This window comes from Streptacidiphilus anmyonensis (assembly GCF_000787855.1).
GTDB lineage: Bacteria > Actinomycetota > Actinomycetes > Streptomycetales > Streptomycetaceae > Streptacidiphilus > Streptacidiphilus anmyonensis.
In genome coordinates, this window is record NZ_BBPQ01000041.1 from 28,706 (window position 1) to 33,133 (window position 4,428).

Here is a 4,428-nt window from a genome sequence, read left to right on the forward strand (position 1 = left end):
CCGTTGTGCTGGTGGTCCATCGGCGTCAGGTCGAACGCGGCCGCCTCCTCACCCGGCAGTGGGTCACGGAAGCCGAGCTGCACGTCGGTCGCCCGGTACAGCAGCGCGTAGGCCCGCCTGTAGTGCGGGCCCGGATACACCTCACCCAGCTCATGCTGCGAGATCGTCTGCGGATTGCCGGCCGGGATGCCCTTCAACCGATGGCGCTCAGCCACCCTCCGCAGCTGCTCGCCGGCCTGCTCCTGCGTGAGCCCGTGACGCTCCCGCTGATCGCGCAGCTTGTACGGCTGCCAGCCCGGATGCTCGGTCTTCCTCACGCCCCCACCGCCCTCATTTTGACCATGCTCCGCAGCCTAGGCGCGAGGCTCAAAATCCCGCGTTGAGCCGGATGTTGAATCCCGTTGAGTAACTGCTGTAGCGCTCTGTGATTCAACGTCAGCCCCGGCCCGGCTGTGATGGATCCCCTTGAGGAACGAGATCAAAAAGGGGGTCGATCACGGTGGTTGCTGCTCGGCATAGCAGTCGCCTAGTCAAGGGCATCAGCTCGTTCGGCCAGGTCAAGCAGTTCCCGCGGAGCGTTCGGCCCGGCGATGAGCACCAATTCATGGATGGTCGCCCGCGCCGCCTGATGAGTCTGGATCAGCTCTGGGGCCACGGCTTCGGCGCGCAGCAGGCAGTCGAGGGCCTCTCCCCCGTGGCGCCTCTGCGCGTGTGCTCGCCCCAGGTCCATCAGCAGGCGGCCCTGGCGCTCCGGGGAGAGGTCTTCGGCGTTGATGGTGAGGCCAATGTCGAGTGCCTCCCCGGCGTCGCCGAGGTCGACTGCGGTGCTCACGGCCTGGATCTCGACGTTGACTGGGCCGAACTCGAGGTTGAAGTCGTTTCGGTTCTCTCCCAGCCGGGCCGCGATGGCGCGAGCCTCAGCGAGTTCGGTCTTGGCTTCGGCCCGGGCGCTGGCACGTGCGTGGACCAGGGCCATGGCCAGGTGGAGCGAGCCGAGAACGGACAGCGCCTGCGGCGAGTCGTCCCCCTGCTCTCGCAGGGCGTCGATCGCTGTGCGGGCAGCATGTTCTGCCTGGCCGAGGCTGCGCAGGCGGACGAACGCCTGCACCATGCGGAAGACGCCGGCGCAGACGTGCAGCGGCTCGCCCGACCGCTCCGCCGCGAAGACCGCACGGTCGGCGGCGACCCAAGCGGCGTCGGCCTCGTCCTGCCGAACGAAGGCGGCCGACAGAGCCTGGTAGGCCCGGGAAAGCAGCAGGAACAGCTCCGCCTGGTCCGACTCCGGGGCTGTGCGGGCCGCCCGCTCAAGCCGGGGCAGCATCTCCACGGCCAGGACGCTGACCTGCGCGAGCTGGCCCGCGTGGGTCAGCTCCCACAAGTCGTCAACATCGCCGCGCAGCGCCTCTACGGACGTGCCCTCGCCGACGCTCCCGCCGGACAGCAGAGTGCCCAGCGCAGGGTGGCCCGAGATCAGACGGCGGGTCTCATCCAGATCGTTGGACAGAGCCAGGGGGGCGGGAGCCGATGACTGCCCTCCGAGGTCTGCAGGACTACCCGGGAGCAACTGCTGGACGGACACGCCCAGCTCGTCCGCCAGCTGCTGGAGCAGGTCGACGCGTTGTACCGGCTGGATGCCACGCTCAACCTGCGACATCCAGCTGGACGTCTTGCCGAGCGCTGCCGCCAGTTCGGCCTGGGTGCGGCCCCTCTCCTTGCGGAACCTCTGGACGCGTTGCCCGAACGCTCGATCGCTCGGGTCGACGTTTCGTCCGGTTGGCTTCGGCTTCATCACCCCTCCGCTCCGGGGCGCTTGCTGAGCTCTCCAAGCTCGTTCATGAACGTCACCTCGACGTTGGCCAGGAACTGCTCGCGAGCGGCGAGGAAGTGCTTGGTGTGGGCCTGCTCCTCATGGATCTGGAACGCCGCGTGGTCCGCGTAGAGCTCGTAGAAGACCCGGACCAGCGGCTCGTCCACCGGCTCATGCACGGCATAGACGAGCGTGCCGGGCTCAGCGCGGATGCCGACGGCGGTCTGCGCCACCAGGTCATCGAACTGATGGGCAGCTGCGGCGTCGCGCAGGGTGAATCGCACTGCCAGTGCATATCCGCTGGGCACGGGACCGCCTTCCTCTCGCGGTGGACCTCTTCTCAGACACATTCTCACACTAGGTCAAGCAGTGCTAGATAGCACTTGCACTATTGACTAGCACTCAGAGTGCTACTAGCTTCGAATGCAGCACCGCACCCGGAAGCTCTCCTTCGCCGGAGGACCAGGGACGTGCTCGTTCTTTGAGAACTGAAGACGCAGACCACGGACCGCACTTCCACCGATCCGACCGGGCAACCGGCGGGCGGCGGGAGCCCGGTTGGACACGCCGGCCCTTGAGGGGCCTGGCTGGGAAGCGTCAGAAGGGCAGGCCGGAGCCAGACAATGCCGGCCGCCGTGAACGGCGGCACGAGTTGGGAGATCCCAGTTCGTGCCACGGAGGGAAGAGCGGACCACCCGCCCCACGCACTAGCACTCACAGTGCGACAGGCGCGCCACGACTCCCACGCCAGCCGGTAAGCGGTTCACATCGCACGGCCTCCGGAGGGTGAACCGGGGCCGCGGGCACGCCACCTCCCGGTCGAAAGGTGGTCAGGCGCGGCAGAAGCGGCCGCGCCATCAGCTCCTTGCACGTTCCGTCGGTCCCGCCCGCCACCACGCGGGGCGGGACCAGGCGGTGGGTCGCAAGGGGCCCGAACGCGACGACGACCCCGGCGGCTACCGAGGTCGTCACAGGTCGCGGCACTCCGATCAAAGAGCGAGGTAACGACCTTGAACACGATCGTAGCGGCGGCCACGGCCGCCGACGACCACCCCAACCAGGCCGACGAGGCCCTGCGACGGGTCCGCGAGGACGCCGCCCGCCGCGCCGAGCAGAACGGTGGGAAGCGGTGAGCACCCCGACGGTCTGCGGGACCGGAACCATGTCCGTGGAGCAGTTGCTGCTCCCGCCCTCCTCCCCCGGCCTGTACCTGCGGCACCGCAACCGGGGCTTCGCCGCGCACATCATCGCCACGGCGGAGACGCTGCGCGCCGTTCGCCGGCTGACGCGATCGGTGCTGGTGGCCTACGGTGCCGACGACGACTCCGCCGCCAACGCGCAGCTCGTCCTGTCGGAGCTGGTCGGCAACGCCGTCAACGCCTGCGGACAGCACGTGCCGCTGGTGATCGAGGTGTACGTCACCGGCCGCGGCATCGCGGTGACCGTCCACGACCCGGTCCCCGAGCTGCTGCCGCAGCGCACCGGCACCGACCTGGACAGCGACAGCGCGGAGAGCGGCCGGGGCCTGGCCCTGGTCGACCACCTGGCTCCCGGCTGGACGCTCGAGTGCTCGCCGCTCGGCAAGCAGATCCAGTGCCACCTCACGAAGTAGCGCAGCACACCGCCGACGGGGCGGGTGCGTGGAAGGTCAGCCTGCCGACGGTCTCCGGACCCGAGGGCCGCGATCACCGCGCACCCGCCCTTCGTCGTGGCGGACCCACCTTGACGTGCACGAATACGACGGAGGACGAGATGGACTGGCGACACCGCGCGGTCTGCAAGGACGAGGACCCCGACCTGTTCTTCCCGATCGGCAACAACGGCCCGGCGCTCCTGCAGATCGAGGAGGCCAAGGCGGTCTGCCGCCGCTGCCCGGTCATGGAGCACTGCCTCCAGTGGGCGCTGATCACGGGCCAGGACGCCGGCGTGTGGGGCGGCATGAGCGAGGACGAGCGGCGCAACATGCTCCGCCGCGCCTCCCGGAACCGCACGAAGTCGCGGCAGGTGGCGTGATGATCAACCTCCGCCGCAACCGCGTCCACCGCCGCTGGACCGCCACCGACTTCGAGTCCTTCGAGGTCCTGGTCTCCATCGGCGCCCAGCGCCCCGCCGCCCTGGTCACCCAGGCCCGTGCGCCCCGCCCGGTTCGCCGGGCCTGGCGCAGCGCACTTCGCACCGCCCAGCGCAGCTGCTGGCTCCTGGGAGCTGACTTCCAGAACCGCCCGGCCAGCTGACCTCGCCATCCCGGACCAAGCCGAAGTCGAAGGAGCAGCCCGTGACCACCGAACCGCAGACCACGCTCACCCCGCCCGCCACCGAGTACAAGGCGCACGACTACGTGCTCTACCGCGATGCCCGCGCCTTCTGGTCGGGCAAGCCCACCCACACCTTCGTCTGCCAGGTCGTCCGCAGCTGGTGGCTCGCCGGCGGCGGGCTGCGCTACGACCTGACCACGCTGGCCGACAGCCGCACGATCGCGGGCGCGAACCCCCTCTACATGCGGCTGCTGCCGCCTGCGGAGGCCATGCACGACATCGACACCGCGCCGCTCGACGAGGCCGACCCGGGCGCGATGACGCCCGCAGCGGTCGCCTGGCTGCGCCGCCACCGCCAGCAGATGC

General features: G+C 69.6%; 7 protein-coding genes and 1 pseudogene. 5 read left to right on the forward strand and 3 right to left on the reverse strand.

Going from position 1 to position 4,428, the window contains the following annotated elements; translation table 11 throughout:
• The 3 genes and pseudogenes from TR50_RS49225 to TR50_RS28100 all read right to left on the reverse strand — a co-directional run.
• A pseudogene (locus TR50_RS49225) lies at positions 1 to 317 on the reverse strand (transcriptional regulator); the annotation flags it as partial.
• Between the two features lie 209 nt (positions 318 to 526).
• Positions 527 to 1,789 (reverse strand): helix-turn-helix domain-containing protein, encoded by a 1,263-nt coding sequence (locus TR50_RS44690; protein WP_084701110.1) that lies wholly within the window; start codon positions 1,787 to 1,789, stop codon positions 527 to 529.
• On the reverse strand, positions 1,789 to 2,115 hold the full coding sequence (locus TR50_RS28100) for a putative quinol monooxygenase (protein WP_042428030.1): 327 nt from the start codon (positions 2,113 to 2,115) through the stop codon (positions 1,789 to 1,791). The genes TR50_RS44690 and TR50_RS28100 overlap by 1 nt, the downstream gene beginning before the upstream one ends.
• Positions 2,116 to 2,817: 702 nt before the next feature.
• Between TR50_RS28100 and TR50_RS49855 the strand changes: the two genes are divergently transcribed.
• The 5 genes from TR50_RS49855 to TR50_RS28120 all read left to right on the forward strand — a co-directional run.
• On the forward strand, positions 2,818 to 2,940 hold the full coding sequence (locus TR50_RS49855; protein WP_269084820.1) for a hypothetical protein: 123 nt from the start codon (positions 2,818 to 2,820) through the stop codon (positions 2,938 to 2,940).
• Positions 2,937 to 3,419 (forward strand): ATP-binding protein, encoded by a 483-nt coding sequence (locus TR50_RS28105; RefSeq protein ID WP_236654623.1) that lies wholly within the window; start codon positions 2,937 to 2,939, stop codon positions 3,417 to 3,419. Before TR50_RS49855 ends, TR50_RS28105 begins: the two co-directional genes overlap by 4 nt.
• Before the next feature lie 140 nt (positions 3,420 to 3,559).
• Entirely contained in the window at positions 3,560 to 3,820 is a 261-nt protein-coding gene (locus TR50_RS28110) for a WhiB family transcriptional regulator (RefSeq protein WP_042428033.1), read from the forward strand.
• Positions 3,820 to 4,041 carry a hypothetical protein gene (locus TR50_RS28115; protein WP_042428036.1) on the forward strand — a complete coding sequence of 74 codons (222 nt, stop codon included), beginning with the start codon at positions 3,820 to 3,822 and terminating at the stop codon, positions 4,039 to 4,041. The genes TR50_RS28110 and TR50_RS28115 overlap by 1 nt, the downstream gene beginning before the upstream one ends.
• A 41-nt stretch (positions 4,042 to 4,082) precedes the next feature.
• Positions 4,083 to 4,428 (forward strand): hypothetical protein (locus TR50_RS28120; RefSeq protein ID WP_063775155.1); only part of this gene is annotated, 346 nt, incomplete at its 3' end.